General features: G+C 66.4%; 20 protein-coding genes. 15 read left to right on the top strand and 5 right to left on the bottom strand.

All coding sequences use genetic code 11. From position 1 onward, the window contains the following. Positions 1-41: 41 nt before the first annotated feature. The 5 genes from KF791_11865 to fabD form a co-directional block, all read right to left on the bottom strand. A complete protein-coding gene (locus KF791_11865) occupies positions 42-3482 on the bottom strand; it encodes a hypothetical protein (protein ID MBX3733278.1) in 3441 nt (1146 codons plus the stop codon). 111 nt (positions 3483-3593) lie between these two features. Continuing rightward, entirely contained in the window at positions 3594-4178 is a 585-nt protein-coding gene (locus KF791_11860) for a sigma-70 family RNA polymerase sigma factor (protein ID MBX3733277.1), read from the bottom strand. Between the two features lie 95 nt (positions 4179-4273). Beyond that, positions 4274-7258, bottom strand: a complete 2985-nt coding sequence (locus KF791_11855) for a protein kinase (GenBank protein ID MBX3733276.1) — start codon at positions 7256-7258, stop codon at positions 4274-4276. A gap of 379 nt (positions 7259-7637) precedes the next feature. Beyond that, the gene (fabG, locus tag KF791_11850; GenBank protein ID MBX3733275.1) at positions 7638-8381 is read right to left on the bottom strand and encodes a 3-oxoacyl-[acyl-carrier-protein] reductase; all 744 of its coding nucleotides are present in this window, start codon (positions 8379-8381) and stop codon (positions 7638-7640) included. Between the two features lie 158 nt (positions 8382-8539). Beyond that, a complete protein-coding gene (gene fabD, locus KF791_11845; GenBank protein MBX3733274.1) occupies positions 8540-9466 on the bottom strand; it encodes an ACP S-malonyltransferase in 927 nt (308 codons plus the stop codon). Between the two features lie 412 nt (positions 9467-9878). On the opposite strand from fabD, the gene KF791_11840 reads away from it, so the two are divergent. From KF791_11840 to KF791_11770, 15 genes are all read left to right on the top strand, one after another. After that, a complete protein-coding gene (locus KF791_11840; GenBank protein MBX3733273.1) occupies positions 9879-10514 on the top strand; it encodes a cytochrome c3 family protein in 636 nt (211 codons plus the stop codon). Beyond that, on the top strand, positions 10514-13819 hold the full coding sequence (locus KF791_11835; protein MBX3733272.1) for a TAT-variant-translocated molybdopterin oxidoreductase: 3306 nt from the start codon (positions 10514-10516) through the stop codon (positions 13817-13819). Before KF791_11840 ends, KF791_11835 begins: the two co-directional genes overlap by 1 nt. Then, positions 13819-15303: a polysulfide reductase NrfD gene (gene nrfD / locus KF791_11830; protein ID MBX3733271.1), complete on the top strand. Its 1485-nt coding sequence runs from the start codon at positions 13819-13821 to the stop codon at positions 15301-15303. The genes KF791_11835 and nrfD overlap by 1 nt, the downstream gene beginning before the upstream one ends. Before the next feature lie 33 nt (positions 15304-15336). Continuing rightward, positions 15337-15882, top strand: coding sequence for a DUF3341 domain-containing protein (locus tag KF791_11825; GenBank protein ID MBX3733270.1), 546 nt, complete (start codon positions 15337-15339; stop codon positions 15880-15882). A gap of 3 nt (positions 15883-15885) precedes the next feature. Next, entirely contained in the window at positions 15886-16566 is a 681-nt protein-coding gene (locus KF791_11820; GenBank protein ID MBX3733269.1) for a cytochrome c, read from the top strand. 7 nt (positions 16567-16573) lie between these two features. Beyond that, a complete protein-coding gene (locus tag KF791_11815; GenBank protein ID MBX3733268.1) occupies positions 16574-17845 on the top strand; it encodes a hypothetical protein in 1272 nt (423 codons plus the stop codon). Further along, positions 17842-18225 (top strand): hypothetical protein, encoded by a 384-nt coding sequence (locus KF791_11810; GenBank protein MBX3733267.1) that lies wholly within the window; start codon positions 17842-17844, stop codon positions 18223-18225. The genes KF791_11815 and KF791_11810 overlap by 4 nt, the downstream gene beginning before the upstream one ends. A gap of 10 nt (positions 18226-18235) precedes the next feature. Continuing rightward, a complete protein-coding gene (gene ccoS / locus KF791_11805) occupies positions 18236-18457 on the top strand; it encodes a cbb3-type cytochrome oxidase assembly protein CcoS (GenBank protein ID MBX3733266.1) in 222 nt (73 codons plus the stop codon). After that, positions 18454-19947 carry a cbb3-type cytochrome c oxidase subunit I gene (locus tag KF791_11800; GenBank protein MBX3733265.1) on the top strand — a complete coding sequence of 498 codons (1494 nt, stop codon included), beginning with the start codon at positions 18454-18456 and terminating at the stop codon, positions 19945-19947. Before ccoS ends, KF791_11800 begins: the two co-directional genes overlap by 4 nt. 4 nt (positions 19948-19951) lie before the next feature. Next, positions 19952-20581 carry a cbb3-type cytochrome c oxidase subunit II gene (locus KF791_11795; protein MBX3733264.1) on the top strand — a complete coding sequence of 210 codons (630 nt, stop codon included), beginning with the start codon at positions 19952-19954 and terminating at the stop codon, positions 20579-20581. 21 nt (positions 20582-20602) lie between these two features. Beyond that, on the top strand, positions 20603-21397 hold the full coding sequence (locus tag KF791_11790) for a cytochrome c (protein ID MBX3733263.1): 795 nt from the start codon (positions 20603-20605) through the stop codon (positions 21395-21397). 336 nt (positions 21398-21733) lie between these two features. Next, positions 21734-23284: a TolC family protein gene (locus tag KF791_11785; GenBank protein ID MBX3733262.1), complete on the top strand. Its 1551-nt coding sequence runs from the start codon at positions 21734-21736 to the stop codon at positions 23282-23284. 12 nt (positions 23285-23296) lie between these two features. Continuing rightward, positions 23297-23569 carry a hypothetical protein gene (locus KF791_11780; protein ID MBX3733261.1) on the top strand — a complete coding sequence of 91 codons (273 nt, stop codon included), beginning with the start codon at positions 23297-23299 and terminating at the stop codon, positions 23567-23569. Between the two features lie 6 nt (positions 23570-23575). After that, positions 23576-24634: an HlyD family secretion protein gene (locus tag KF791_11775; GenBank protein MBX3733260.1), complete on the top strand. Its 1059-nt coding sequence runs from the start codon at positions 23576-23578 to the stop codon at positions 24632-24634. Next, positions 24631-26895 carry an FUSC family protein gene (locus KF791_11770; GenBank protein MBX3733259.1) on the top strand — a complete coding sequence of 755 codons (2265 nt, stop codon included), beginning with the start codon at positions 24631-24633 and terminating at the stop codon, positions 26893-26895. Before KF791_11775 ends, KF791_11770 begins: the two co-directional genes overlap by 4 nt. Positions 26896-26921 lie beyond the last annotated feature (26 nt).

Below are 26921 nucleotides of genomic sequence, written 5' to 3'. Positions count from 1 at the left end.
GCGCCAGGCCGTTCGGTTGCCGTCAGCGGCCTGCCGCCAGGTCACCGCCCGACGGCACGATAGAACCGCTGGTCGTGTCCGGGCGGTAGAGGGTCAATCAGAATGAAGGAACCGCGGTTCGTGTGGATGGGTTGGGCCGGGGTGAGCACGTCGGGCGTGGCGAAGATCACGACCTCCTGCTCCGTTGGGGCTTCAATTGACAATCGGAGTCCCTCGGAGGTGACGGCAGGCAGGGGAGTAAACCGCGGCGGCGCCGTCACGGCGGCGTCGTTCAACGCCGTCAGGCGGACTGCGCCACCCGAGGCGTCCAGGTCGTACTCAAAGCCCGGCGCCAGACCGGCGAGGGTCACCCCGGCAAACCCGCCGCTCACACCGCCCTTCGCCGTGATGAATCGCAGTTGATCCCCCTGCCGGGGCGCGTAGCCGTTGCTGAAGTTCAACTCCAACCGGCCGTTGAGTGTTGCCGTGCCCAGAACGTCCACGCGGGTTTGATTGCCGGGATCGGCGCCCCTGACTTCCACCCCGATCACCCCGGTGGGTCCCAACTGGAGGTCGCCGTCGAATCGCAGAACTCCGGGCGGGGGTGTTTCGGTCTCGTTGGCCAGTCCCGGTCGGGCAGCGGCGGCGGACACGGTCGGAAAGAACGCCGGGCTGAGATAGCCGTTGGCCACAATGGTGTGGGCGACGATGGTGCCTTGGCCGGTCAGGACGCCCTGTTCGCTGATCCAGAGCTCGCCAGGGGTTACGACGAGTCCGTCCTTCAAATGGAGCCGTCCCTCGACGCCATCGAGCGATCCCAGACCGGACACTCCGCCCACGGCAAAGCGATCTCCCGTGACCCTCAGCTCGGATGTAAATCTGCCCATGCTCCCGCCCACCTCGACCATCCCCGAGCTCCCCTCCAGACCGCCGATCAGCAGGTTGGGGCAAACGACCAGCCCGCCCTCACCAATGGTCAGCACGCCGGCACCGTGATAGCCGACGCGACAGGTGACTCCTCCCTCGGCGGCTGGATCGTCGTTCCCGACCAACATCCTTGCCCGGGCACCAAACTCGTTCACCCCGTTGACCGAGAGAAACCCATTGCTGCCCGCTTCAAAGCCGAGGTAGAGGTCCTCGGTCGCAACCACCTCGCCGCCGTCGCGAATCTGCAGGTCGGCCACTGCGTTGGCGACCATCCCGAGCATTAGTTCCTTGAGCAAAAAAAGGCGGCTTGGTTCGAGTCCGGGCGTGCTGCCGCGCACCAGAATCGAACCGTCTGCCGTGAGATCGAGACGCTCGGCTGCTGCCTCGCCCACGAAAGCCTGTTGCAGTGCCATGACCCGGCCGCCGTCAAGTATCCGTAATTCCCCTGGTGCCCCACCCCCCACGGTCAGACCGGTGGTCAACCACTGGGTTGTCTGCACCTCCGCCTGGCCGCCACCGTCAACCACCACTGTGCCACGTCCCGGACCATTGGATCCGCCCGCTCCGATGAGCGCATCACCCGAACCCAGTCTGGCTCCTTGTTCGAGGTACAAAATGCCCTCGGCGTCCTCCCCGATCCGAAGATCGCTGCTGATCATCTCCGCATGACGGATCCGCAATTCGCCAGCTCCCGCGCGGCCGATCACCACCGCTTCACTGACGACCGTGCCGCCGTCGCGAACCTCCAGGCGGCCTGGTCCGGCAAATCCCACCGCCAGACTGCCGGGATCCCACCGCCCCGTGGCTCCGCCCACCACCACGTCTCCTCCCGCCAGAGCGCCACCCCCAATTCTGGTTTCCAAGGCGGAAGCGAAGCCATGGACCACGCTGAGTTTTCCCGGGCCGGCAGCGCCCACCAGCAGGCGGCCGTTGTTTTCCCAGCGCGTGCCCTGATGGAGCACGGCCGTCTCGCCCGTTGCCGACGAAGACTCACCCAGCATGGCATGCACCGACTGGAACGTTCCCGACACGACGTTGAGGACCCCGTTCACTCCCACCAGCAATGAGGGCTCGGTGAGGGAGGAATTCAGCGCCTGGGCGTTGCCCGTCAGGTCCACGATCCCGTTCCGCACAATCATCCGTCCCGCCCGCGCGCCGGTGGCGTTGATGGGATACCGTCCGGTCAGGGAAAACACGGCCGTATCGCTGCGCTCGGGACGGTGGTCCGGGACCTCGGGTGGCTCCCAGTGCCCGGCTTCGCTCCACATGCCGCCGGCGGAATTGTTCCACACTCTGTCCCCGCTCTCCTGGGAGATTTCGGCCCGGCCGAAGGCCCTGACAAAGCTCCCATTCACCAGACTGGCACCGACGCTCATGTACCCATTCTGATGAAAGGCAGTTATTGACGTCACGTTACCATCCAGACCGAATGCACCAACGAAATCGCCGCCGAGCCGGTCCTCGGAACTCGGGCCGGTGAAGTACTCGGTCGGGCCGCCGGCCAACCGTGCCCTGTAGATGACTTGGGGGTGTCTGGTCAGCCAGATTCCGCCCATCGGCAGGGCGGTGTCTGGCATGGACGCCACCACGGCCTCCTCTGTCCCTGATCGGCGCAGCAAGAGGCGGAGAGAACTGCCATCGGGTGCGAAGCGGGTTTCCCATAGAGCGACATCGCCGTTCTCGTTGGCATCTGCGAAATCCAGTCTCGACCCTGAACTCCCGTCGCTGGTATCGGTCGTGGTGGCGGTAGCCACCACCGAGTCTTGCCCTCCGACATAATACAAGCTGGTAAAGAATTGTGGCGGATCACTTCGGATCTCCTCAACCAGAAAGCCGCCCTCCGGAGTGATTCCCGCGACGAAGCCTCGAAATACAGGGTTGCTTTCATTGATGGGCAACGGCTGGACGGACGGACCGATGACCTCCCCATCCGTGATGGAAAACTCGACAGGGAATCGGAAACGACCCTCAAAGACCCGGTACCGGACCGCGAGGAAGCGCCCTTGGCCATCATTGATGTCCAACCGATATTCCGTATTCCCGGGGGCCGGCAGATACGTGATCTGCTCGTTGTCCCATCGAAATGTTCGCGGCGCGTGGGTGTTGTCCGGCAAGCGCACGTTGACCTGAAACAGAAGGCGCTCGGCCGACACCACATGCCAACTCTGCTTGTTGATGGTGGTGTTGGAGGCTTCGGGGATGACAAATGTGCCGCCTCCCGGTGCCGGATCCCCATGAGCGAAGACCCGTCTCGCCACCCGATCGGCAACCGTCGAAATGGCATGCCCGATGTCCCCGGTTCCGGGTGGGCCGTGCCGAATGACGAGTTCCCCCTGACCGCCGATCGCGCTGATGGTGGCGTGCGGCAGGTGCGGCAGATCCGCGGGCAGCACCTCTGATTGCGGAACGAAAGTCCAAGTCACACGCTGAGCATTCGCAAGCGGCCATCCGGCGCCCTGCAATGCCAGCGCCAGCAGCCAGCACAGACCGGACGGGCCGGATCCCCGGCAACGACGGATTGGAAACGACTCCAAAGTGACCGTCCGGCGCGCGGGCAGGTTGACAACACGATTCATGCACCAGGGAATTCGTCCGACCCGGGCGCGATCTAACGGCCCGTCAACGGAGAAAATCCGCCGTCCCACCGATCCACGCCCGGATTCCCACGGCGCCGGAGGCGACCGCGGTCATCCGGAGTCGAGCTGCTGCAGCTCCGCCTTGAGCAGGCGGCCGACGCGCATTTTGGCCATGTACACCTGGGCGCGGTTGATCCCGAGGAGACTGGTGATCCGTTCGACCGGCCAGCCCTGCAGGGTCGCGAGATCAAACATCTGCCACTGACGCGGGGCGACCTTCGCCTTGACCCGTTCGCCGGCCAGCTGCAACTGGTTGTGCCGCCACTCCTGCTCCCAGACCGCGACGAGCGGGTCGGCAGCCGGATCGGGGAGCGCTTCGAGGCCCTCCGCGTAGTCGGTCTGCCGGCCCTGGTGGCGGGCGCGTTTGCGAAATTGGTCCGCGATGCGCCGGCGGGCGATCTGAAACAACCAGGCCTTGAAGCCGCCCCGGCTCCGGTCGTAGCGGAAGCCGGGCATTTCCCCGGCGACGGAAACCAGAGTCTCTTGCAGGACCTCCTCCACTTCACTGGGGGGAAGGCCGGCCTTGCGGGCAAACGCCGAGATCACCCCTCCGTAGGTGTCGAAGAAGCGCTGCCAGCCATCATGGTCCGCAGGGTCTTTGAGCCGGCCCAGCAGGCTCTCTCTCGTGGAATGCAAGGGACCCTCCGTCCATCGGGGTCGTCGGTCAGCGGGGGGGGAGGTCGGCTGCGTGCGGTTCATCTGGCTGGAGATTCGTTTCCGTGATCCGCGTTCTAACGAAAACCCGGCCCGCCGGTTGAATCGGGATGCGGGGCTGGCAGCAGTGACAGCCGCCCCGGCGGGCTGACCACCGCCAGCCATTGACCACCGGGGGAGAAGCGGAGCCGGCCCAGGCCGATGCCCCGGTCGAACTGGAGCACTCCCGCCTCGCGGCTGGTCGCCAGGTTCCAAAACTTCAGCTCGGAGCCGCCGGTTAACACGGCCAGCGTGCGGCCGTCGGGCGCAAGGGCCACCGCATGCACCCCGGTGGAATGCGCCCCGTAGACGGCGAGCGCGTCACCGGACGCGGCATCCCAGAGACGGGCCGTGTCATCCCAGCTGCCGCTCGCAAAGCGCCCGCCCGCAGGCGCAAACTCCAGGGCGCTGACCGACATCTGATGCCCTCGAAACACCCGGATCTCCCGGCCCGTGTCGAGTTCCCACAGGCGCGTCGAAAAATCCCGCGAACCGGACAGCAACCGCCGCCCGTCCGGTGAGATCGCGAGACTGAAGATGCGTCCGGTATGACCGTCCAGAGGCCGCGGCGGCCCGCCGGAACGAACATCGTAAACCCGAACCGTGCCGTCCTCGTCACCCGCCACGAGCCATCGTCCGGACGGCGCGAGGACGCGGGTCGGGGCCGGCTCCCACCCCGCATCCAGCCGGTGCGCTTCGAGCAGAGCGCCGCCCGTCGGATCGCGCCACTCGACGGTCCCCCCGGGCCGCAGCAGCGTGATCGCGCTTCCATCCTCCACGAATCCGCCCAGTTCGACGGCCGGTCCCAACGCCAGCACCTCGCGGCCGGTGGACGGATCCAGAACCCGCACGTCCCCGGTTTGCAGTCGCACCACCAGCAACCGTTCATCCGGGGAGAACGCCGGTGTCTGGCCGACCGGATCCAGTTCCAGCGCGGCGGGATCCGGCTCGCCATCCCACAACCGGATGGTGTTGTCCTTCCCGGCGGAGACCACCAGACCTCCATCCGGCGTCCACTCCACCGACCAGACCTCGCTGCCATGCCCGCGGAAGACATGCACCTCCGCGAGCGTCGCGGCGTCCCAGAGACGCACGGTCTGGTCGTTGCCCGCCGTGACCAGGCGCGCGCCATCCGGCGACCAGGCCACATCCCAGACCACGGTTTCCTGGTGCGCGCTGCTTTCGGCCAGCCGCCGTTGCGTGGCGAGGTTCCACAATTGCAGCAGGCCCTGGCGCGACACACAGGCCAGCCGGGATCCGTCCGGGGAGAACGCCACCCCCATCACCGTTCCGGCCCCGGCCAGCTCACCCATCGGCTCCCGCTCGGGCCATGACCAGAGCCGCAGGGAACGATCCCAGGGACCGGTGACCAGCAGGCGGCCGCCGGGCGCGAACCAGGCGCGCCCGCCCGACTGGTCCAGGACCTGTTCCACCTCCAGCGAACGGGCATTCACGATCTCCGTGGCCGCATTGGTCTCAAACAACACCATCCCGTTGGCCCGGAGCAGCCGGTCCGCTTCCGGACTGAACACGACGCTTGGCGAACCGGACGAGCGGTTGGTGATCCCGCCGCCGCCGCCAGTCAGGTTGAGGACAACGGTCCGCGGGGGCTGGTCCAGCTCGACGGCCAGCAGGCCACCCTCCGATACTTCGGACAACGCCCGCACGATCGAACCCGGAAATTCCCATCGCCGCAGTTCGTGCAACCCGTCCAACGACCATTCCCGCAAGGTGCCGTCATAACTTGCGGAATAGAGCCGGCGGCCATCCCGGCTCACCCGCACGGCGACGATGAGTTGATCATGGCCGCGCAACACCCCCCGGGCATCACCCGTCACCCGATCCCAGAAATGGAACCACTCGAAGCCGCGCAGGTCCTCCTGGGCATCCTGGGGCCGGTACGCGTCCAGCAATTCCTCTGCGCGACCATAGTTCCCCGCCTGGATCGCCTGCTGGGCAAGGTTCATGTCGGCTGAGTAGAGCGCCATTCGGATCAGCCGTTCCTGGTCCTCGATGCGCTCGCGCAACGCCGCCTCGGCCGTCGCGCGACGATTGGCCCGGGCCGTCTGGTCCCGCGTAAACCAGGTCGCACCCAGGCTCACCACGCCCAGCAGCACGGCCACGGTCCCCAGACGCCGCCATCGCGTCAGGATGCGCTCGTTGCGGCGCAGCCGGCGTACCGATTGTCCGGCCTGAATCAGCAGCAATTCCGTCCGCACCGCCTCCGCCGACGCATGCCGGTCCGCGGCGTCCGGAGCGCAGGCGCGCAGGATGGTTTCGTTCAGTTCGGCAAAGAGGTCTGTTTCGTCTCGGTCCTGCCAGTCGGGCGGCAACTCCGGGAAGTCCAGCCGGTTTTGGCCGGTGGCCATCTCGTACAACACCTTGCCCAGACCGTACAAATCCGACTGTGGCGATCCCGGACCCTCCGGCGGAATGTAGCCCTCCGTACCCACGAAGGATTGCGCGGCATTCAGCCCCGCGACCAGGCCGAGGTCGGCCAGCTTGGGCTGACCGCCCACAAAAATGAGGTTGGAGGGTTTGACGTCCCGGTGCACCAGGCCGCGCTGATGCAGAAAGGACAGTGCGGCCGCCACGTCCGCCCCAATCCGGGCGCACTCGACCACCGGCAACGCACCCTTGGCCTGCAACAGCGTCCCCAAAGTCAGGGGTGCATACTGCTCGACCCGCCACGCCGTCTCCTCCCCGGCATGATCGGCCAGCTCCATGACATAATAGAAGTGCCCATGGGTCTCCGACCTCCCCACCTGGAGGACATCCACCAGTCCCGGATGGGATCGCGACAGGGGCTCGAAATGTCTCAGCCCGGTGAATTCGCGCTCGTAGATCCGCTCATGCTCGAAGCGGTCACGCCAGATCACCTTCACCGCGCGGAGCATTCCCATCACACTCCGCGCCAGCCACACCTCGCCATAGGCTCCCACTCCGATCCGCCGCAGCAGTTCATGCTCCGCCACCACGGGTGGAGCATGAACTGCCGCGGTCTGATCGGCGGGATCCGACACCTTGGGAGGCTAGCAAGGACCACCATGGGTGCCACCAACTTCCTGTCGCCCCTTGCGCCGCCGGGCGTCGCGAAACCAGCCATGCGCGTCGGGAGTCGCCACCAGGTTGGGTTGCGGTTTCGCGTACGGCGCGGCGGGAGCCTTGCCCCACCGGAGCCCCTCCGGAGCGGAGGGGTCCCGACAGGGGGACAGGTCAACGGGTGTGCCGTCGCCGGGCAGCCGGTAGGGGCACGTTCCACCGTGTCCGCAACTTCTGCCGCCGGGCGTGTGAGGGCGTCGCGGGGAACGGGGGTGAACGATCGGGCTGGATCCGCGGGCGTCGGGAACGCAGGGATCGCCGGGAGGCCCCCCGGGAAACTGACGGCGGGCCGGTATCGCGTCACATCACCATGCCGCCGTCCACCGTGAGCACCTGGCCTGTCACGTAGCGGCCGCCGGGACCGGCAAGGTAAAGGGCCGCCTCGGCGATGTCCTCGGGCTTTCCGAGGGTTCCCAGGGGAATTTGCTTGAGCAGGGTCGTCCGCAACGACTCGTCCAGGACGGCGGTCATGTCGGTCTCGATGAATCCCGGGGCGATGGCATTGCAGGTCACGCCCCGGGAGCCCAGCTCCTTCGCCACGGATTTCGTGAACCCGATCAGCCCGGCCTTGCTCGCCGCGTAGTTGCATTGACCGGCATTTCCGATCAGGCCGATGACGCTGGAGATGTTGATGATCCGACCGGACCGTTGCTTGAGGAAGGTCCGGGTGAAGGCCTTCGTAACGAGGAAGGCACCCCGCAGATTCGTGTTCAGCACGGTGTCCCAGTCCGCCTCGCTCATCCGCATCAACAGGCCGTCACGCGTGACCCCGGCATTGTTGACGAGGATGTCCACCCGGCCCGCCTCCGCGAGAATGGTCTCCGCGGATGCGGTGACCGCCGCGGGATCCGCGACATCCACAGCCTGTGCCCAGGCGCGTCGTCCCAGGCCGCGCACCGCGTCGGCCACGGCCTCGGCATTGGCGGCAGTGCGCGACAGGCAGATGACGTCGGCGCCGGCGCGGGCCAGACGCAGGGCGATGGCGCGTCCGATGCCGCGTCCGGCCCCGGTGACGACGGCCACCTGCTGGGAAAGCTCGCTCATGATGTCGAGGACGCTCCGGCGGAAGGCGCGGTGCCGTCAACCGCGGATTGCCCCGGCCCGCTGCCCCCCGGGCAGGGGTACGGGAAATCGTCGGGCGCATGGGCATTGGGCGGTGTGTCCACGCTCGGGAATGCCACACCCGGCTTCCGGCACGGCGTTCACGCCGCGAGGGCTTTCGCGGTGGCCTCCAGGGTGGTGACGTCGCTCACCTGGAGCAGTTGAACGGATGGGGCGATGCGCTTCATGAACCCGCTCAACGCCGAGCCAGGGCCGAGTTCGATGAAGCGGGTGAAGCCGGCGTCCACGAGGTGGCGCATGCCCTCCTCCCACCGGACGGGGCTGGTGACCTGGTCCACGAGGGCGTCCACGATGGCAGAGGGGGATTCATGGGGGCGGGCGGTGGTGTTGGCGATCACCGGAATGCGCGGGGGATGCACGGCGATGGCCGCAAGGGCTTCGGCGAGGCGCGGACGGGCGGACGCCATGAGCGGGGAGTGGTAGGCGCCCGCGACATTCAGCGGGATCGCCTTGCGAGCGCCACGGGCGCGGGCGGCCTCAACGGCGGCGGGAATCCGTTCGAGCTCGCCTGAGATCACGATCTGGCCGGGACAGTTCAGATTGGCGAGGGTCACTCCGGCGGCCTCGCAGACCTCGCGCGTTGCCGCTGCGTCGAGTCCGATCACCGCGGCCATGCCTCCGCGGGTCGCCTGGCAGGCGTCGTGCATGAACTGGCCGCGGGCACGGACGACGCGCAGGCCGTCCTCGAATGACAGGGCCCCGGCTGCGGCGAGGGCGGTGAATTCGCCGAGGGAGAGCCCGGCGGTGGCCTCCGCGCGCAGGGTGGGTGCCTGCTCCTGCAGCAGCCGCCAGGCGATCCAGCTCACCAGATAGATGCCCGGTTGCGCATTGGCCGTGAGGGTCAGGTCCGCTTCCGGGCCGTTGAAGCACACCGAGACCAGGTCAGGGCCAAGGAGTTCCCCGGCTTGGGCGAACAAGGTCCGCGCCGTGGGAAAGGCATCGTGGAGGTCACGTCCCATGCCCACCTTCTGGGCGCCCTGGCCGGCAAACAGCAGTGCGGTCTTCATTGCCAAGCGGCCATCGTAGCCGGCCTCGACGCGACTGGCAGCCGGAAATCGGTGGGGGATTCACCTTTCGCGACGGGCCGATCGGGACTCCGATGATTCGTGGAGCACCCCCGTCCGGTGGGGCCTGCGGACTGTCTTTGGATTGCGATCGAATAATGAACGCTTGCCCTGGAGGGCACGCTTGTGATTTTTTTCACGAGTGCGACGCTGGATGTGCGATTCGGAGGGCTCCCTCGGTGGGATTTCCGCCGAATCCCTCTGAAACGCGGCCTTTCCGGACTTCGAGTTCCCTGAGGGTTCAGGGTTTTGGGGCCGGGCGGGGCGGGTTCCCCCGGAGAGCCGGGGAACCTTTCGAATGCGGGTGCTGAAGTAGAGAAGACGCCGGACCCCGGTCCGGCAACGACGCTGACCGATGGGCTTTTCATTTCCAAGGTGGGCCAACCAGTTGGGCCCCAAGCTGCTGATTGCCGGCGGCCTGGTGGCCACCCTCGCGCTGGGCGGGGTGACCTACTATTTCACCCCGAAGTACACGCGCGTGGGCTACGAGCCCATCCAGCCCGTGCCCTTTTCCCACAAGGTGCATGTCGGCCAGCTCGGCATGGACTGCCGGTACTGCCACAACGGCGTGGACCAGTCCTGGTTTTCCAACATTCCGGCCGCCAGCACCTGCATGAACTGCCACAGCCTGATCCTGAGGGAGGATCCCCGGTTGCAGTTGGTCCGCGACTCCTACCAGTCTGGCCAGCCGATCCCCTGGGTCCAGGTCCACAAGGTCCCGGACTACGTTTATTTCAACCATTCGGTCCACGTGAACCGCGGCATCAGTTGCGTTCACTGTCACGGGCAGGTCAACGAAATGGAGGAGGTCTATCACGCCAAGGCGCTTTCGATGGGTTTTTGCCTCGACTGCCATCGGAAGCCTGAGGACTACATCCGTCCCGTGGACCTGGTCACCCAGCTGGACTGGAAGGGCCAGGTGAACGGCAAGCAGCTCGTTCACGACTGGAAGGTCCAACCCGGAGAAAGTTGTTCCGTCTGCCACCGCTGATGAAGACGATCCCCCCCACCTGCCCGGAACCGGAAACGGGCCGGCGATATTGGCGCTCGCTGGAACAGCTGGAAGACCAGCCCCAGGTCCGTGAATGGATCGAGCGCGAGTTCCCGGAGGGTGCCAGCGTGGCCCCGGACGGTGAGACCCGCCGGGAATGGATGAAGCTGATGTCGGCCAGCTTTCTGCTGGCGGGACTCGGCGGCATGGCGACCGGATGCCGGCGTCCCGAGGAGGAATTCCTGCCCTTCGGACGCCAGCCCGAGAACTACCTGCATGGCGGGTGGAAGTATTTTGCGACCGCCGCACCCAGCCGCGGTGCCGCCACACCCGTGCTGGCGAAGTGGACCGATGGACGCCCCACCAAACTCGAGCCGAACGCCCTGGCTCCGGGAAGCGCGGGCACCGACGCGCAGACCCAGGCGGCGATCCTCAATCTGTACGATCCGGACCGCGCGATCCGTCACACGTTCGAGGGCAACGTCGTGGATGCCGCCCGCGTGGCGGACATGCTGACCGGGCTGTCCCAGAAATTCTCCGGCAACGGTGGCGACGGCCTGTGGATGCTTTCGGATCGCAGCAGTTCGCCGACGCGGGCCCGCCTGCAGGAGGCGCTTGCGGCCGGGTTCGCGAAATCGAACTGGGTGAATTATGAGCCGGTGGATTTCCAGGTGCACCGGACGGCGGCCTCGACGGCCTTTGGCGCGGAGGTCCAGCCCCGTTACCGGCTCGATCTGGCCAAGCGGATCCTTTCGCTCGATGCCGATCTTTTTGGTGCGGAACTGGATGCAACCGGGATGATGCGCGGCTTCTCCCGGGGGCGCCAGCCGGGCGACGGCATGAACCGGCTCTACGTGGTGGAGTCGTTGATGACGATCACCGGGGGCCAGGCGGATCACCGGCTCCGGGTGAAGCCCAGCGAGGTGGTCCAGGTGGCGGCGCAGGTTGCGGCTCAACTGGTCACCGGCGGCACGCTCGGTGCGGCGCTGCGTGAGATGGCCCAAGGGTCACCGGCCCCGGCTGGCTGGGCTGCGGAATGTGCCAAGGACCTGGCAGCCCACCGGGGTGAGGCCGTGGTGGTGGCGGGCCACGGGCAGCCGCTGGCGGTCCACCTGATTGCGGCGGCGCTCAACGAAGCCCTTGGCGCCTATGGGAAGACGGTGGACGTCCGGTTGGCCGAGACGCCCGCGGACACGACCACTCTCAAGGAACTGGTGAACGCGCTGAATGCGGGCCAGGTGGACACCCTCGTCATCCTGGGCGGCAATCCCGCATATAATGCGCCGGCCGATTTGAAGTTTGCCGAGGCGGCCAGGAAGGCGAAGACCGTGGTGCGCCTCGGGTATTACGAGGATGAGACTTCGGTGGTCGCCACGTGGAACCTGGCGGCGACCCACTTCCTTGAGGCGTGGGGAGATGCGCGCGGCACCGAGGGCACCGTGCTGCCCGTCCAGCCGCTCATCCAGCCGCTGTTTGGTGGCTTGTCGGACCTGGAGGTTCTGGCCCGCCTCCTGGGGCATCCGGTCACCTCCCCCTACGAACTGGTGCGGGAAACATTCAAGGGACTGGCCTCGGACGACGAGAATGCCTGGAACCAGTTTCTGCACGACGGATTCCTGGCGGACAGCGCCGGCAAGCCGGCCCGCCTTGCGTTGGACGCGACCCGGGTTCTGGCGGCCCTTGGAGAGTTGGTCCCGGCATCCGGCGAGGGATTGGAACTGGTGCTGTTCCGCGACGCGCGGGTGGATGACGGGCGCAACACCAACAACGGGTGGCTCCAGGAGCTTCCGGACCCGGTGACCAAGGTCACTTGGGAGAATGTGGTGCTGATTTCCCCCAAGACCGCACGGGAACTGGGGATCGAGTCCAGCGCGAGGGCCAAGGACGGGCAGTACCGGCAGTTTGTGGTCCGGGTGACCGTGGGCGACACGAGCATTGAGGGTCCGGCGTGGATCCAGCCCGGCCTGGCCGAAGGGGTCATTGGCTGCGCCTTGGGCTACGGGCGCACCCGCGTTGGCCGCGTCGGCAAGGGCAGTGGATTCAATGCCTACCCGCTGTATCGTGAGGGCTCACGCCATCTGGTCCGCGGCGCGCGGATCGAGAGGGTGATGCGCCGCCACATGGTGGCCGTCACCCAGGAGCATGGCCTCATGGAGGGGCGTCCGGTGGTGCGCGAGGCGAACCTGGAGGCGTTTCGCAAGCTGCCGGAGTTCGCCCAGGGCATGGACCTCGATGCGCACCTCGATCACGTGCCGCGCTATCCCGACGGGTCCATCAAGAACATCTATACCAGCCCGTACAAGGCCCAGCCCTGGACCAAATCGGATCTCAACCAGTGGGCGATGACCGTGGACCTCGGTTCCTGCACCGGCTGCTCGGCCTGTGTGATCGCCTGCCAGGCGGAGAACAACATCCCCATCGTCGGCAAGGACCAGGTGGCGCGCGGACGCGAGATGCAGTGGATGCGGATTGACCGGTACTACAGCTACGACCCGGATGTCCCCACGCGAAAGGAGACCCCGGCCGAGGATCCGCAGATGGTCGTCCAGCCGATGCTCTGCCAGCACTGCGAGAACGCACCCTGTGAGAGCGTGTGTCCCGTGAACGCGACGGTCCACAACAGCGAGGGCCTCAACGTGATGGCCTACAACCGCTGCATCGGCACGCGCTACTGCAGCAACAACTGCCCGTACAAGGTCCGGCGGTTCAACTTCTTCGATTTCAACAAGCGGGAGATCAGCTACGCGCAGGAGACGGGCACCCTGTTCTTCAACGTCGAATCCCCGCTGTACCACGGACCGTTTGGTCCCAACCTCTACAAGGATACCGGCTGGGAGGTCGTCAAGCTCGTCAAGAACCCGGACGTCAGCGTGCGCATGCGGGGCGTCATGGAGAAGTGCACGTTCTGCGTGCAGCGGATCGAGCAGGCCAAGATCGCGGTGAAGAACCAGGCGAAGGACAGCGGCAACGTGCGGGTGCCCGGGGACATGGTGCGCACGGCCTGCCAGGAGGCCTGTCCGGCGGATGCCATCGTCTTCGGGAACACGCTGGATCCCGAGGCCCGGGTGAACGGGACGATCAAGGATCCGCGCAACTACACCGTCCTGGGCTTTCTCGACAACCGGCCGCGCGTCACCTACCTGGCGCGGCTTCGAAACCCGAATCCGGCGATGCCAGACACCTACACGGAGCCCGACTCGCTACGCGACTACGAGCGGATCCGCGGTCAGAATCCCTTTGAACCCCACGGCCACGCCGGTCACGGGCAGGGAGCCGCCGCGGCCACGAATGGAGGGCAGGCCTGATGTCGAGCGCCGCCATCACCGCCGACGGAGCCGCCCCCGCCCAACGGGGCAAGGCGGGTCCGCAAGCCGCACCGCCCAAGCTGGTGGTCGCCGATCCCCCGCGCGAGCTGGAGCGCGAGCCGCTGGTGCTCAACGGACGCTCCCCGGCCTGGATCACCGATGCCATTGCCGGCATCTGCGAGCGGCCGATGCCCAAGTGGTGGTGGCCGGCCTTCATTCTGAGCTTCGGCGGCATGTCCACCATGTTCGCCATGGTCGCCTACCTCATCGCGACCGGCGTCGGCGTGTGGGGGCTCAACCAGCCGGCCGACTGGGCCTGGGACATCACGAACTTCGTCTTCTGGATCGGCATCGGCCACGCCGGGACCTTGATCTCGGCGGTGTTGTTCCTCCTGCGTCAGAAGTGGCGGACCTCGATCAACCGCGCCGCGGAGGCGATGACCCTCTTTGCCGTGGCGTGCGCCGGCATCTTTCCGGTGGTGCATACGGGACGCGTCTGGTTCGCGCTCATGCCCGGCTACCTCATTCCGTTCCCCAATGCCAATTACATCTGGCCGCAGTTCCGTTCCCCGCTGCTGTGGGACGTCTTTGCCGTCTCGACCTATGGCACCGTGTCCCTGCTGTTCTGGTATGTGGGCCTCATCCCCGACCTGGCGACCCTGCGCGACCGGGCCAAGACGGCGATCCGCGGGGCGCTTTACGGGCTGTTCGCCCTGGGCTGGACCAATTCGAACCGCGGTTGGAGCAATTATGAGAAGGCCTACCTCATCCTTGCCGGCCTGAGCACGCCGCTGGTGCTGTCCGTGCACTCGATCGTGTCCTTCGACTTCGCGGTCTCGCAGGTGCCCGGCTGGCATACGACCATCTTTCCGCCGTACTTTGTTGCCGGCGCCATTTTCTCGGGATTCGGCATGGTGCTCACCCTGATGATCCCCCTGCGGTCCCTGTTCCATCTCGAGGACATCATCACCACGCGGCATGTCGAGCTGATGTGCAAGGTGATCCTCGCAACCGGTTCCATGGTCGGGTACGCGTACGGCATGGAGTTCTTCATCGCCTGGTACGGCGGGAACCCCTACGAGCTGTATGCGTTCAAGAACCGGGCGTTCGGACCGTACTGGTGGGCCTACTGGAGCATGATCACCTGCAACGTGATCAGCCCGCATCTCTTCTGGTTCAAGAAGCTCCGGACCACCATGTGGTTCGTCTGGTGCGTCTCGATCGTGGTCAACATTGGCATGTGGTTCGAGCGCTTCGTGATCATCGTCACGTCGTTGCACCGCGATTACCTGCCGTCGAGCTGGGGGTACTTCACGCCCACCTGGGTGGATGTCCTGACCTTTGCGGGCAGTTTCGGACTGTTCCTGACCCTCTTCCTGTTGTTCATCCGGTTTCTGCCCGCCATCGCGATCAGCGAGGTGAAGGCGGTGACCCCGTACGCGGATCCCCACCATCCGCTGGGCGGCGCCAAGGAGCACCACTGAATGTCCCCTGGAACCCTGCATCCCCCTCACGCGATGAGCGCCCCCGTTCCCCGTCCCATCGGCCTGCTGGCGCAGTTCGAGACGGCTGCCGACATCCTGCATGCCGCGGTGGCTGTGCGCGACGCCGGCTACCGGAAGTGGGATGTCTTCACCCCGTTCCCGATCCACGGCATGGATGACGCCATGGGGCTGCGGAAGTCGAAGGTGGGCTATTTCACCTTCTGCGGCGGCATCACCGGGTTCTTCTTCGGCATGTGGATGATCTGGTTCATGAACAAGGCGGACTATCCCCTGGTGGTCGGCGGCAAGCCGCTGTTCACCCCCCTGTTCGCCTTTCCGGTGAGCTATGAGCTGACGATCCTGCTCAGTGCGTTTGGCACCCTGGGCGGCATGCTGCTGTTGAACGGGCTGCCCCGGCTGTACAACCCGTTGTTGCGCGTGGAGCGCTTCAAGAAGGCGTCGGACGACAAGTATTTTGTGTTCATCGAATCGGCGGACCCCCGGTATTCCCCGGAACAAACCCGCGAGCTGCTGGAGCACGCGGGAGCCTCGGCGGTGGAGGTCGTGGAGGAGGAGTGACCCATGTTTGAAAAGATCTTCCTGTACGTTCTGTCGCTGTTTGGGCCGCGCTTCAAGCTGGTGCTCGGGGTGGTCGCCCTCGCGGTCGTCGCGGTGGTCGCCATCGCCGGGCTCCGCGGCGGGAAGTCCCGACGCCCGCCCATCGAGGTGTTTCCGGACATGGACCGGCAGTTCAAGCTGCGTCCGCAAACCAAGGCCGGCTTCTACGCCTGGGCCAACAACATGAGCTCCCGGCCCCAGGTCGCCGGCACCGTCGCCCAGCGGCACGGCTTCCGCGACAACACCACGTGGGCGCTGGATCCGCTGAACACGGGTCGCGACGCCGACGGGTTTGTGGAGGTCAATCCGCTGCCGGTCACGCTCGAGTTCCTGAAGCGGGGGGAACAGCGGTACACGATCTACTGCCAGCCCTGCCATGGCGCCCAGGCGGACGGCAACGGCATCACCAGGAAATTGGGCATGACCACCGTCGCGAGTCTTCAGGATGCGCGGATCATCCGCATGAACGACGGCGAGATCTATCACACGATCACCGCGGGGAAGAACACCATGATGGGTTACGCCGCGCAGGTGGCCGCCGAGGATCGCTGGGCGATCGTCGCCTATCTGCGCGCCCTCCAGCTCAGCCGTCTGGGCCTGGAATCCGATGTGCCACCGCCGGTCCTGCAATCCCTGAAGCCCTGACGCCGCCATGAACGTCTTTCGAATCCTCCGCCGCCCGCTCGCGCTGTTCGCGCTGGCCGGGGCGTTGCTGCTGGCAACCGCCCGCCCCATGGAGGCCGCCACGATGGCGGCCGCCTCCCCGGCGGCTGCGGCCGCGGCGCACGGTCACGGGGCCGCGGACCACGCACGACCCGCCCCCACGATCCTCGAGCAGTTTGCCTACAGCTATCTGACGGCCTTCATGTTCTGCCTGAGCCTGGCGATGGCCGGACTGGTCTTCGTGATGATCCACCACCTGTTCGATGCCGGGTGGAGCGTCTCCGTGCTGCGCCTCGCCGAGCATCTGGCCTGCCTCACCAGGCCCCTCGCCCTCGCGCTGATTCCGCTGCTGCTGCTCCAGGGGGAGATCTGGCGCTGGCTGCACGTGGACCCGGCCACGGACCACTCCTTGCATGTGAAGGAAATCCTGTTCAACCGGGTGACCTTCAACGTGGTGGTGATCCTGCTCTTCGCGCTCTGGACCTGGATGGCCACCACCTTCCGCCGCTATTCGCTGGCCCAGGACAAGGACGGCGCGGTGGTTTGGACCCGCAAGGCGCGCTTTCTGGCGGGCTGGGGGATCTTCGCCTACGCCCTGTCCCTCACCCTCGGGGTCATCCTCCTGATGATGTCGCTGCAATGGCAGTTCTTCTCGACGATCTACGGGGTCTACTACTTTGCCGGCAGCCTCTGGGTCACCCTGGCCACCCTTTACGGCCTGGCGCGCTGGCTGGGAACCCGCGAGCTGAAGCCGGTGATCTTCCCGCGCCAGATTCATGACCTGGCCGTCTGGTTCTTCGCGTTCACCGTCTTTTACGCCTACATCGCCTTCTCGCAGTATTTCCTGATCTGGAACGCCGCGATCCCCGAGGAGACCTTCTGGTACGTGGACCGCGAGCAGGGGAGCTGGTGGCAGGTGGGCCTGCTGATCCTATTTGGACACTTCTTCATCCCCTTCCTGATCCTCCTGCGCATTGACACCAAGATGAGCGTGACGGTCATGGCGCCGATGATCGTGTGGGCCTGGCTGATGCATTACGTGGACATGACCTTCAACATCATGCCGGTGCTGTATCCCAAGGGGCTCCACGTGACGCTTTTTGACCCGCTCTGCTGGTTCGGGCTCGTGGCGTTGCTGGCCTGGGTCTTCTGGAGGGACTTCCAGAGGTATCCGAAGTGGCCCCAGAAGCATCCGCGCCTCAAGGAGGCCGTCACCCACCACGAGGTGGCCGGCGCGGGCTACGCAGTGGATGAGTTGTGACCCGAACCGAGACGATGATGAACACCCCGGATCCCCTGACCGAACGTCCGCTCGCCGTGGCGACCACCGTGGTGGGCGCCCTGGGCGCCTTCCTGATCATCGCGGCGCTGGTGATCTACATGCAGCGCGAGTTCCGTCCGGCTCCCGTCGGGGCCGCGCGCGCCGAGGAGCGGCTCCAGCTCTCCGCCGCCCTGCAGGCGGAGAACGCCGATGCGCTCGGCAACTACGGCGTGATCAAGGCCGACAACGGCATCTACCGGCTGCCGATCCGGGAGGCGGTGTCGCTCTGGGCGTCCCTGAACCGGGAGGGCAACGCCGCCGGACGCGAGCAGTTGATCCAGCGGTTGGACGAGTCGCTGAAGCAGGTTTCGTACGAGTAGGCACCGTTCCATGGGCATCATTTCCTTCATCCTGATCGGCAGTTCGCTGATGTTTCCGGCGGTGGCGCTCTGGGCGTTGTGGTGGGCCGGACGCAACGGCGAGCTGTCCCACCTCGACCGTGCGGCCCTGCTGCCCTTTGACGAGCAGGAGCCGGTCGGCCGGATGACCGATGTGGTGCTCAACCGCCCGCGCTCCGGGTCGGCGGCCCCCGGAGACCCCGTCGCGCCATGAACCCATCCGCCTCCCCCAGCGTGCTGGCGGCGCTGTCGCCGCGGGATGCCGACACCCCGGGACAGCGCCGGGCCGAGCTCGCCGAGATTGATGCCTCCACCAGCGGCACGGTGCTGCTGTTCTTCCTCGCCGGCATGGCCTGGCTGATGATCGGCACCGTCCTCGCCCTCATCGCCAGCTACAAGCTGCACGCGCCGGACTTTCTTGCCGGAACGGCGTGGTTGACCTTCGGACGCATCCGCACCGCGCACCTGAACGCGGTGATTTACGGGTTCTCGGCCGAGGTGGCCGTGGGGGTGGTGCTGTGGCTGATGTGTCGTCTGTGCCGGGTGCCGCTGATGGCCCAGAGCGTCATCAATGCCGCGGCGGTCTTCTGGAACGTGGGTCTGCTGGTGGGCATTGTGGGGATCCTGCGGGGCGACACCACCGGTGTGGAGTACCTCGAACTGCCCGGATACGCCACGCCGATCCTTTTCGTCGCCTTCGCGCTGATCGCGGTGTGGACCATCGTGATCTTCCGATTCCGGCGGGAGCGGCATTTGTACGTCTCCCAGTGGTACATCCTCGCGGCGGTGCTGTGGTTTCCCTGGCTGTACTCGACCGCGCAGCTCCTCCTCGTCCTGGAACCGGCCCGCGGCACGGTGCAGGCGGCGGTGAACTGGTGGTTCGCCCACAACGTGCTCGGACTGTGGTTCACCCCGGTCGGGCTGGCGTCCATCTACTATTTCCTGCCGAAGGTGATCGGGCGCCCGATTCACAGCTACTACCTGAGCGTGCTCGGATTCTGGACGCTGGCGCTCTTCTACAACTGGAACGGGTTCCACCATCTGGTCGGTGGTCCGTTCCCGGCGTGGATGATCACCGTCTCCATTGTGGCCAGCGTGATGATGGTGATCCCGGTCGTCGCGACGGCCATCAACCACCATTTCACGATGGTCGGGCACTTCGGGAAGCTGAAGTACAGTCCGACGCTCCGGTTCATCGTGTTTGGCGCGGTGAGCTACACAATCTCCAGCCTCCAGGGCGTGCTCAGCTCGGTGCGCTGGTTCAGCGAGGTGGCCCACTTCACCCATCACACGGTCGCGCATGCCCACTGGGGCATGTATGCCTTCTTCACCATGACGATGTTCGGGGCGATGTATTACATCCTGCCGCGCGTCACCCGCCGGGAATGGCCGAGCGAGCGGCTGATCTCCGTGCATTTCTGGTGCACCGCCCTCGGCATTCTGCTGTACGTCGCCCCGCTCAGTTACGGGGGCTGGCTTCAGGGCAAGGCCATGCTGAACGCCTCCTTGCCGTTCCTTGAGGTCGTCCAGATCACGATCCCGTGGCTGAAGCTGCGCACGTGGAGCGGGATTCTGCTCGCCGTCGGCCACGTGGCCTTCTGCGTCAATCTCGGCTGGATCCTGGCGCGGCGGTTCGGACCCTACCGCGAGCCCGAGCCCATGATCCTTGCCGGCGTGACCCCGGCGGCGCCGGTTGGAAAATGACGCCATGAACTTCGGTCCCCTCCTGTTCCTCGGCATCCTGCTCACCCTTGCGTCGAGCTGGTTCGGGCTGGTGCTCGTCCCCAACCAGCAGCTGGGCGCCCTGCAGCCCGAGGTGAACCCCGACACCGGAGTGGCCTTCCCGCAGCCCATTCCGGGCGAGGCGGCCCAGGGGCGCGAGCTGTACCGTTCCCTGGGCTGCAATTACTGTCACACCCAGCAGGTGCGTCCCGACGGCTTCGGCGCGGATGTCCAGCGTGGCTGGGGCAAGCGGCGTTCCGTGTCGCGGGACTACATCTACCAGAAGCCGGTCATGCTGGGGTCTTCGCGCACCGGGCCCGACCTGACCAACATCGGTGAGCGCCAGCCCAGCTACGACTGGCATTATACCCACCTGTACAATCCTCAGACCACCTCGAAGGGCAGCATCATGCCGCCGCATGCCTTCCTGTTCGAGACGCGTCGCATCGGATTTGAGGGTCCCTCGACGAATGCATTGAAGCTCTTCGGCGCGTTTGCCCCCGAGCCGGGCTGGGAGGTGGTCCCAAAGCCCGAGGCGACGCAGCTTGTGGAATATCTGAGGAGTCTCAAATCCTCGGTGGACCTTCCCGAGGCACCCCTTCCGAAGGTCGAATGACCGCCGCACTGCCCGGCCGCCATGCCTGACGTCCCTCCAGCCGCCTCACCGTCCGATCCCGCGACACGCCCAGACCAGGGCGAACAGCACGACGTCACCCGGATCCATGCCGCACTGCTGCGCGAGCAGCCGGAGCCCCGGGACGGCTTCGAGCCGGTGAATCTCTGGCTGGTCGCCCTGACCGGTGCGCTGCTGTTCTGGGGGGGCTATTACCTCGCCAATTTCAGCGGCCGCTTTGAAGCGGACGAGTATTCCGAGTTTCCGCGCGGCCAGGTGGCGGTCGCCGCCGCCGCGGAGACTCCCGAGCAGCAGCTCGCCCGCGTGGGCGCCCAAGTGTACAACTACTGCGCTCCGTGCCACCAGTCCGCCGGCCAGGGGGTCGCCGGGCAGTTTCCGCCCCTGGCGGGTTCCGACTGGGTGAACGTGGACGGCAATGCCCGGCTGATCCGCATCGTGTTGCACGGGCTCTCCGGCCCCATTTCGGTCAATGGCAACACGTACAACAACGCGATGAACCAGTTCGGAGACGTGTTGAGCGACGGCGAGATCGCGGCGGTGCTCACCTTTGTCCGCAACTCCTGGGGCAACCAGGGTGGTGTCGTCACCGTGGACGAAGTGCGCGCGGTGCGCGCGGAGACCAGCGCCCGCGACATCGCCTGGTCGGCGGAGGAGCTGTTGGCGATCCCGGCCACCGGGGCCGGCGGCGCGGCTCCGGTGCCGGTGGGTATTCCCGACCTGCCGCAACTCCTGGAATGGCTCAAGGCCCTTCCTCAGGAGGAACTCCAGACGTTGCTGCAGCAGCTGCCGGCGGATTGAAGTTCACCGTCGGCCCGCGCCTGGCTTCCCAAGGCGGGTCGCGAGGATCCCGCCTTGGGAGGCTGCGGCGGGTGAAGCCCCGGGGGGCGATACAGGGGCACGGTCAGATTCGGACTTCATCCGCAGGCTGGATGAGCCGGGCGGCTGCCCATCGTGGACGCGGCAGTTCGATGGAATCGAAGGACACAAGGGCCGCGAAACGGGAGACCTCGGGGAGCCGCCCGCCCGCCCTGGTGTCGTCTTCTCGTTTCGGGTGGGAACTGGACACCTGTGCGGGGCCTCTTTAGCGTCGAAGCGTCGGGCCGGGATGCAGCTGCGTGATCACCAGAATTCAACATGGCGAAATGGGTGATACGTTTCTCATGGCTGGTCCTGCCCTGCGGATTTAGTGCCTGTACGTCCCTGCAGGATTCCGCGGCGACCAACCCCTACCAGTACGCGCCGTCGCGCCCCGGGAAGCCGTGGCCAGTCACCGGCATGCCCCTCGCCCCGGGGCAGGGAAGGGACCCGGGAACCACGGGCGCGGTGCACCCGACCCACCGGCTGACGGGAAACCTGCCGGCCGACGGCGGGATCGCCGCGGCCGTTGCCCGGACCAACGATCTGGCCGACCTGATTGATCTCGCCCAGCGCAACAATCCCGCGACTCGTGTGGCCTGGGAACAGGCCCGGACCGCCGCGGCGCGTTTGGGGATTGCCGACAGCGCCTATGCGCCGGTCCTGGCGCTGCTGGCCACCGGAGGATACACCCACGAGGACTACCCGGCTCCGGGGGGAATCCTGGAGGCGGAGGGTCCCAGCATAAATCCCAGCGTGTCCCTCCAGTGGTCCCTCATTGATTTCGGCCGGCGCCGCGCCGCTTTTGAAGGGGCCGCGCAGCAGTTGCTGCAGGCCAACCTCCAATTCAATCGCGCCCACCAGCGTCTTGCCTTCGATGTGCAGCGGACCTTTTACGCGTTCGACACCAGCCGCGCCGAACAGGCCGCCGCTGAAGCGAGTCTGGAGACCGCGCGGAGCGTGGAGCGGGCCGCCGAGGTGCGTCTGGAACGCGGACTTGGGACGGAGACCGACCTGCTCCAGGCCCGCCAGGAATTGGCGCGGGCGAATTTCGATCTGCAGACCGCACGTCGGAGGGTGTCCGACTCGTGGGCGCTCCTGGCCGAGGCGGTCGGGATCTCCCCGTCCTTGGTGTTGCCGATGGGCGACCTGTCATCGCAGGCATTGCCGACCCATTTGGTGGCGTCCGTCGAATCCGCCATGGATCGGGCGATGCGGCAGCGTCCGGATTTGGCCGCGCAAGTTGCGGAGGTCCGGGCCCGGGAGGCGGAGGTGCGCCGTTCCGAGGCCGAATTCCGCCCCCGTATTGGGCTGAGCGGGACGGCCGGAGGGAATCTGGGGCGATGGTACGTGACGGCTCCGGGCAATCCGTCGTCCTCCTATTCCTACACTGAGGCCGAGTACGCTGCGTATCTGACGTTCTCGTGGAATGTCTTTGACGGGTTCGAGCGGAACAACCGGGTGCGGGAGGCGAAGAGCCGGCGTGACGAAGCCGAGTCCCGGCTCGTCGCGCTGGAACTTCAGGCGCAGCGCGAGGTGTGGCAGGCGTACGCCAACGCCAGGGCATCCTTCGTCCAATATGATTTTGCCCGGGCTTTGTTGACGGCATCGGAGAACGGCTACGAGTCCGCCCTGCGGGCGTACGACAACGGCCTGGGTACCGTCGTCCAGTTGCTGACGGCCGAACGCGATCTGGCCCAGGCACGAATGATCCTGGTGCGGGGGCGGGCGGATGTTCTGACCTCGTCCGCCGCCCTCGCCTTCGCGATCGGGGAACCACGACAGGAGACGGGGAGCCGTGACGAGGTCTCCCGGCGTACGGGGCGGTAGGAGGTCCGGTCCATGATTTTGAAGGCGATTCAATCCGGTGGATGGGGATTTCTGGCGGGGCTGTTGCTTCTGGCCACCGGGTGTGATCCAAGCATCAACGTTTTCGGTTCGCTTTTTCCGGCCTGGATCTGGTGCCTGGCGCTGGGGACCGGGCTCACGATGGCCTCGCGTTTTGCCTTTGCGGCGTTGCGTTTGGAGCGCCATCTGGGCCCCCTGATGCTCATCTACCCCGGCTTGACACTGCTCCTGTCGTGTCTCGCCTGGCTCGTGCTGTTCGGGAGGTGACGCCCCATGGAGAATCCCCAGGACCCCCGCTGGCTGCGGGCCACAGGCCGGGTGCTCGGCATGGCGATTCTTGTGTCCAGCGTCCTCGTGACGTTTTACGTGGCCCGCCGGCTCTATCATCACCCGCGCACCGATGACGCCGTCGTTCGGGCGAATGTGGTGGGAGTGGCGCCCCATGTGAGCGGCCCGATCACCCGGCTCGCCATCCAGGACAATCAGGAGGTGTTGGAGGGCGACCTTCTGTTTGTCGTGGATCCCCGCCCGTTCGAAGTGGAGCTCGAGCGGGCGGAAGCCCGCCTCTTGCTGGCGCGCAGCGAGGTCGCCGCCGTCTCGAATGCGGTGGCTGCGGCCACGACCATGGTGGGACAGCTTGAGCTGGAGAAGGCCTTCGCGGCCGATCACGTCCGACGCCTGGCGGCGCTTGTGGAGGAACGGTTTGTGACCACGGACGCCTACGAAGACGCCAGGACGAAGGCCAGGGTCGCGGAGGCGGCCCTGGCGAGGGGACTCCAGGAACTGGCGCGCCAGGAGAGCCTCCTGGCCCAGTTTGGTGAGGTGAATGCCCACCTGATGATGGCGGAGGCGGCCGTCAATGGCGCCAAACTCAATCTGGACTACTGCCGGGTGCGGGCACCGTTTCGCGGACGGGTCACCAACCTGAACATTTCCGAGGGGGAATATGCGCAGGCCGGGCAGCAGGTGTTCGCCCTGGTGGACATCCGGACGTGGTATGTCATCGCCAATTTTCAGGAGACGTACCTCAAGCACCTGAAGACCGGAATGCCCGCGGAGGTGTTTCTGTTGGGCTATCCCGGCCGCCGCTTTGCGGGAACGGTGGAGGGCATTGGCTGGGCGGTGCGCTCGTCCGATGATTCCGAGGCTGGCGTCGTTCCCAGCGTGAACCCATCGCTGAACTGGGTTCGGTTGGCGCAGCGGATTCCCGTGAGAATCCGTCTGGAGCCTCCGGATGTGGACCATCCATATCGCATGGGGATGACCGCGGTGGTCACCCTGCAGGGACGGGAAGGATCCGCTGCGGAGCCGGAAGTGTCGCCCCACCCATGAGTGGGCCCGGGAACAGCCCGGCCGCGGGCTGGGAGCATCGGATCCTGGAGTTTTTTCGCGCGGAGCTGGCACCGACTCCGGGGCGGGCCGTGGCGGCAGCCCGGATTGTGATCGCCACGGTGGCGACCACCGTGCTGGTCATGGCATTGCAGGCGCCGCACGCGTCGTATGCCATCATCACGGTCCTCATCGTCAGCCAGGCCAATGCCGGCGCCTCACTGGCCAGGGCCGTACTGCGCATCGAGGGGACGCTCCTGGGAGCCGCGACCGGAATTGTCGCCCACGTGGCGTTCGTGGACCAGCCGTGGATGCGCGTCGCACTGCTGGGTCCGCTGGCCGCGTGCTTCATGTTCCTCTCCCGGACGACGACGGCCCCCTACTTTGGATTCCTGGCTGGCGTCACTGCCATCATGGTCCTGACGGCGACCGGCAGCAGTGCCGATCAGGGACTTCAGGTGGGCCTGTGGCGGATTGCCCTCGTCCTGCTCGGGGCGGTCATCGGCATGGCGTCGCAGTTGTTCCTTTGGCCGGGTGATCCGGAGGCGATGCTCCTCGAGTCCTTGATCCGGCGGTTGAAGGCGGTCGAAGAGATCGTGCGTGCCCGCAGCCACGGATCCGTCGCTGATACCTCCGGGTCCGGCGCGCTCCTTCTGACCGGGCTTTCCAATCAACTGGACCTGCTGGACCACGCGGAGTCCCGCCATCCATCGCTGCGTCAGCGTCACGTGGAACAGGCCGCCCTCATTGGCGCGGTGGAGCATTTGCTCACGGCGGCCCTGTCCTTTGCCCACCGGTCGGACGACCCGCCGCCGGCAGTTCGCCAGCGTCTGGCCATCGTCGCCGACCAGTGCGCCCGGGTTCGAGACGCGCTGGAACGGGGGCAACCCGCCGGAGCTCTGGAACGTCCTGCCGGCCAGCCCGCTGAAGATCCGGTCGCCCACGGTGGTGGCGCGTCCCTGCTGCCCTGGCTTTTGGACCTTGAGCAGAGCGTCATGTCGCTCACCCAGGCAGCCGGATTTCTGGATCCCGACCGAAAACGCCCGGGGCCGATCCCGCAGCGGTTGTCCCTGGATTCCCCGGAACGCGGGGCGTTCTTCACCCCGGCCTTCTCGCCCGCCAATACCGATGCGATCCTGTTCTCCCTCCGCGTCGGCCTCGCGGCGACTCTGGCCTACATCGCGTACCAGGGCCTGCAATGGCCGGGGCTGTCCACTGCCGTCTGGACGACCATCATCGTGGCGCAGGCGACCCTGGGCGCGAGCCTGCAAAAGGCGGCTCTGCGACTGGCCGGCGCGGTGATCGGAGGCGGCATCGGGCTCCTGACCATCGTGGTCCTGATGCCGGTGATGACCGGCCTCGCGTCCCTGGTGGTGGTGACCGCCGCGGTGATGGCCCTCGCTGGATGGATCATTGCCGGCGGCCAGCGCACCTCCTACGCCGGGATTCAGATCGGACTCGCCTTTGCCCTGTCCGTCCTGAACGGCCTTGGTCCGACAACGGATCTGACGCAGGCACGCGACCGTGTCATGGGAGTCCTGCTCGGGATCCTGATATCATTGCTGACGTTTCAATGGACGGGGGGCTTCGCCTTCGCCGGGGCCGCCATGCGCCGTTCACTCGCCTCCGTCTTCGGTTCGATGTCCGAACTTGCGCGCGTGGGACTGAGCGCGGGACCGTCACCGATGGAGGCAAGACCGGTTCGGGGATGGCGCTGGCAGGTGTACCAGGATCTTTCGAGCACGCTGCGCCTCCACGATGAGTCAAAGTTCGAACAAGGCGCCGGACCGGCCGGTGCCGCGCCGGATCGCGCCGGTGTCGTCCGGCTTGTCGCGGACGCCCAGTCGGCGTTTCTGTCGCTGCTGGCGCTGGTGCACCATCGCCTGACTGTTGACCTGGCGGCGGTCCCGTCCGACGTCCATCAGGCGCTCCATCTCGTTGCCGGGGGTGTGGTGGACGGGTTCAAACTGCTGGGCCGGCGTGTGGCGGAGGGGACCGCGACGGTTGAGTTCAATCCCGGTCCATTGCTGGACGAAGCCCGCCAGCGGCTGGACGCGGCCGCTCCCGGAATGGAACCGGGGCTTCGGATGCAGCTGGATGGCCGGTTTGCGTTGTATGAGGAGCTGGTTTCCAGCATGGGCCGCGTTCGCGATTCCGTGAACCAGCTGGGTGTCCGGCCAACTCCTGCGTTGGAGGTCGCTACGGGACCGATGGCCGGTTTTCCCGAAGGACCCGCGCCGCACCGGCGTCCGTTCGGTGATTGACAGGCGCTGTTTGGCAGCGAACAAAC

Source organism: Verrucomicrobiia bacterium, assembly GCA_019634635.1.
GTDB lineage: Bacteria > Verrucomicrobiota > Verrucomicrobiia > Limisphaerales > UBA9464 > UBA9464.
This window is presented reverse-complemented; position numbering and strand designations above follow the sequence as displayed.

What these genes read in the sequence shown, in the direction of transcription:
- KF791_11865 (MBX3733278.1), bottom strand. Translation starts at nt 3,482, where the DNA reads ATGAATCGTGTTGTCAACCTGCCCGCGCGCCGGACGGTCACTTTGGAG.
- fabG (MBX3733275.1), bottom strand. Translation starts at nt 8,381, where the DNA reads ATGAGCGAGCTTTCCCAGCAGGTGGCCGTCGTCACCGGGGCCGGACGC.
- fabD (MBX3733274.1), bottom strand. Translation starts at nt 9,466, where the DNA reads ATGAAGACCGCACTGCTGTTTGCCGGCCAGGGCGCCCAGAAGGTGGGC.
- KF791_11840 (MBX3733273.1), top strand. Translation starts at nt 9,879, where the DNA reads ATGGGCTTTTCATTTCCAAGGTGGGCCAACCAGTTGGGCCCCAAGCTG.
- KF791_11835 (MBX3733272.1), top strand. Translation starts at nt 10,514, where the DNA reads ATGAAGACGATCCCCCCCACCTGCCCGGAACCGGAAACGGGCCGGCGA.
- nrfD (MBX3733271.1), top strand. Translation starts at nt 13,819, where the DNA reads ATGTCGAGCGCCGCCATCACCGCCGACGGAGCCGCCCCCGCCCAACGG.
- KF791_11825 (MBX3733270.1), top strand. Translation starts at nt 15,337, where the DNA reads ATGAGCGCCCCCGTTCCCCGTCCCATCGGCCTGCTGGCGCAGTTCGAG.
- KF791_11820 (MBX3733269.1), top strand. Translation starts at nt 15,886, where the DNA reads ATGTTTGAAAAGATCTTCCTGTACGTTCTGTCGCTGTTTGGGCCGCGC.
- KF791_11815 (MBX3733268.1), top strand. Translation starts at nt 16,574, where the DNA reads ATGAACGTCTTTCGAATCCTCCGCCGCCCGCTCGCGCTGTTCGCGCTG.
- ccoS (MBX3733266.1), top strand. Translation starts at nt 18,236, where the DNA reads ATGGGCATCATTTCCTTCATCCTGATCGGCAGTTCGCTGATGTTTCCG.
- KF791_11800 (MBX3733265.1), top strand. Translation starts at nt 18,454, where the DNA reads ATGAACCCATCCGCCTCCCCCAGCGTGCTGGCGGCGCTGTCGCCGCGG.
- KF791_11795 (MBX3733264.1), top strand. Translation starts at nt 19,952, where the DNA reads ATGAACTTCGGTCCCCTCCTGTTCCTCGGCATCCTGCTCACCCTTGCG.
- KF791_11790 (MBX3733263.1), top strand. Translation starts at nt 20,603, where the DNA reads ATGCCTGACGTCCCTCCAGCCGCCTCACCGTCCGATCCCGCGACACGC.
- KF791_11785 (MBX3733262.1), top strand. Translation starts at nt 21,734, where the DNA reads ATGGCGAAATGGGTGATACGTTTCTCATGGCTGGTCCTGCCCTGCGGA.
- KF791_11780 (MBX3733261.1), top strand. Translation starts at nt 23,297, where the DNA reads ATGATTTTGAAGGCGATTCAATCCGGTGGATGGGGATTTCTGGCGGGG.
- KF791_11775 (MBX3733260.1), top strand. Translation starts at nt 23,576, where the DNA reads ATGGAGAATCCCCAGGACCCCCGCTGGCTGCGGGCCACAGGCCGGGTG.
- KF791_11770 (MBX3733259.1), top strand. Translation starts at nt 24,631, where the DNA reads ATGAGTGGGCCCGGGAACAGCCCGGCCGCGGGCTGGGAGCATCGGATC.